Source organism: Methylobacterium sp. WL18, from assembly GCF_008040015.1.
In the GTDB taxonomy this organism is placed as follows: domain Bacteria; phylum Pseudomonadota; class Alphaproteobacteria; order Rhizobiales; family Beijerinckiaceae; genus Methylobacterium; species Methylobacterium mesophilicum.
In genome coordinates, this window is record NZ_VRVD01000620.1 from 1 (window position 1) to 2768 (window position 2768).

Genomic DNA, 2768 nt, shown 5'->3' on the forward strand with positions numbered 1-2768 from the left:
GAGGCGGCCCAGTCCTTGGCCGCGCGGGCGGCCTTGCGCTCCGCGATTAGCGCCTCGACGGCGGGCACGTCGACCCCGGACGCCGCGACCTGATCCTGCTCGCGGGCGCTGCGGGTGCGGGCGAGCAGGCCGAACAGGTTCGCGCCGGCCCGCAGGGTGGATCCGTCGTCGGTGAGTGCGTGCAGCGCGTTGATCGCCGCCGGGGTGTTGAGGTCGTCGCAGAGCGCCTCGACCACAGTGCCGGGCGCGGTTTCGGCGGCCGGGTCGTCTCCGGCGGCGTTGTACCAGCGGTCGAGCACCCGGCTCGATTCCTCGAGCCCGCGCAGGGTCCAGTCGATCGGCTGCCGGTAGTGCGTCTTGAGCATGGTCAGGCGCACGACCTCGCCGGGCCAGTCGTTCAGCACGTCGCGGATGGTGATGAAGTTGCCCAGCGACTTGGACATCTTCTCCCCCTCCACCTGGAGGAAGCCGTTGTGCAGCCAGACATTGGCCATCACGGGCGTCCCGAAGCAGCAGCGGGACTGCGCCACCTCGTTCTCGTGGTGGGGGAAGATCAGGTCGATCCCGCCGGCGTGGATGTCGAAGGTCTTGCCGAGGTGCTTGGCCGACATGGCGGAGCACTCGATGTGCCAGCCGGGCCGGCCGGGCTCGGCGATGCCGGCGGGCGACGGCCAGGACGGCTCGCCCGGCTTCGACGGCTTCCACAGCACGAAGTCGAGGGGCGAGCGCTTGTAGGGCGCGACCTCGACCCGGGCGCCGGCCTCCATCTCGTCGAGGGGCCGCTTCGAGAGGCGGCCGTACTCGGGCATGGCCGGCACGTCGAACAGCACGTGCCCCTCCGCCACGTAGGCGTGCCCCCCGGCCACCAGCGCGTCGATCATCGTGCGCATCTCGGCGATGTGATCGGTGGCGCGGGGCTCGATGAAGCGGGGCGGCGCGCCCGGATCGTTCACATCCTCGGGACCGAGGACGCCGAGGTCGCGGATGTCCCGGTGGAACTGCGCGAGCGTGCCGTCGGTGAGTTCCCGGATGGAGATGCCGCGCTCGGCCGCGCGGGCGTTGATCTTGTCGTCCACGTCCGTGACGTTGCGGGCGTAGGTCACATGCGCCGGCCCGTAGAGGTGGCGCAGCAGCCGGAACAGCAGGTCGAAGACGATGATCGGGCGCGCGTTGCCGATATGGGCCGCGTCGTAGACCGTCGGGCCGCAGGCATACATCCGCACCTGGGCGGGATCGATCGGCGCGAACGCCTCCTTGGCACCGCTGAGCGTGTTGTAGAGCCGCAACATCGGCGCCATGAAACTCATCCCCTTCCGGCGCCGCGGCCGAATCCCGGCGCCGCGCCGTCGCCGGAAAACCGGCCCTGCCTTCAACGACCTGCGGGCGCTGCGCCGCGAAGAGCGGCCGAACCGTGACGGCTCGGGTACCGCCGCGGCGGTTCGCTGTTGCACTGCGGCGACGGTGCCGCCCGCCCGATGGGGCTAACGCAAAAGCGTGAGGAATTCGAGATGGTCCGCGCAAGCGGCGGGTAAGCCTTCCTTAACCGCGCCGTCGGACCGTCCGGACCAAGCTCCGCAACCTCAAGATCCTGTGCCCAAGGACGATCCATGCGACGCACGGCCGTTGGTTACTTCGTCATCGCCGCCCTGGCCACGGCCGGCCTGGCGCAGGGCGCGTTCGCCGGCAGCGACGGCGAGACGCCCGCGAAAGTGCCGGCCCATGTCGAGAAGACCTTCCTGATCCCGTCGAGCGACGGCTACGGCGTCGGCGATTGCCTGACGACCCCCGGCAGCGAGTGCGGCCAGGTCGTCGCCAACGCGTGGTGCGAAGCGCAGGGCTACGCCGCCGCCAACACGTACGGGATCGCGGCCGCCGACGAATATACCGGCGCGATCGAACAGCCGATCGCGACCCCGACCGAGCGCCCGATCCGCATCACCTGCCGGGACTGAACGGCGCCCCGGCAGTCCGTCGTCAGCTCTTCACGAACTCCGAGCATTTCGGCGCCGGCTCCGTGCCCCAGGGCGCCAGCGGCACCGCCGAGGTCGAGTTCTTCGGCGAACCCTGCACGACCTTGTCGGAATAGACCATGTAGATCAGCGTGTTGCGCTGGGCATCACAGCCGCGCACGATCTGCATCGACTTGAAGATCAGCGAACGCCGCTCGCTGAACACGACCTCGCCCTGGCTCAGCTTGCCCTTGAAGGCGATCGGCCCGGTCTGGCGGCAGGCCAGCGAGATGTCGGAGACGTCCTCGGCCAGGCCGAGCGTCCCCTTGATGCCGCCCTTCTCAGGCTGCGTATACCAGCAGGCGACCCCCGACACGGCCGGGTCGTCGATGCCGTAGACCACCAGCTTGTCGTTGGGCGTCAGCGGTCGCCAGACCGTGGATTTGGAAAAGATCCGGTCCGGCTCTTCGGCCGAAGCGGGTCCGGCCGCCGACAGGCCGAGGGCAACCAACCCAACATAGGTGAGACTCCGAAACCACATCACGGGTCAATTCCCTGCTCAAGCACGCGGCCCGGATGTAGGAGGGGTGTCACCCGCTTACGAGGGGGCGTACAGTCAAGCTGCTTCGGTCCCGAGGCCGGGGCAGAACAGCGCCAGACCGAGGGGACCACGGCATTCCCGATCACGCGATGCAGCCGATGCTTGACCGCCCGATCGTCCGTTCGCTCGGCCGCCTCATCCTGAGCGCGGCGCTGGCGTGCGGTCTGTCCCTCAGCCTCGACACGGCCCGGGCGCAGGACGCGCCGGCCGGTCCGCCC

General features: G+C 69.7%; 3 protein-coding genes. 1 reads left to right on the forward strand and 2 read right to left on the reverse strand.

Annotation, left to right across the window (positions count from 1 at the left end; genetic code table 11):
- Positions 1–1298 (reverse strand): cysteine--tRNA ligase (cysS, locus tag FV228_RS25925; RefSeq protein ID WP_147857164.1); only part of this gene is annotated, 1298 nt, incomplete at its 3' end.
- A 309-nt stretch (positions 1299–1607) separates the two neighbouring features.
- On the opposite strand from cysS, the gene FV228_RS25930 reads away from it, so the two are divergent.
- Complete coding sequence (locus tag FV228_RS25930; RefSeq protein WP_147857165.1) at positions 1608–1952, forward strand: hypothetical protein; 345 nt, start codon at positions 1608–1610, stop codon at positions 1950–1952.
- A 22-nt stretch (positions 1953–1974) separates the two neighbouring features.
- Here FV228_RS25930 and FV228_RS25935 read toward each other — a convergent pair whose 3' ends face one another.
- Positions 1975–2490 (reverse strand): CreA family protein, encoded by a 516-nt coding sequence (locus FV228_RS25935; protein ID WP_187277912.1) that lies wholly within the window; start codon positions 2488–2490, stop codon positions 1975–1977.
- Positions 2491–2768: the final 278 nt, after the last annotated feature.

Coding starts and splice junctions, on each gene's coding strand:
- FV228_RS25930 (WP_147857165.1), top strand. CDS start 1,608: ATGCGACGCACGGCCGTTGGTTACTTCGTCATCGCCGCCCTGGCCACG.
- FV228_RS25935 (WP_187277912.1), bottom strand. CDS start 2,490: ATGTGGTTTCGGAGTCTCACCTATGTTGGGTTGGTTGCCCTCGGCCTG.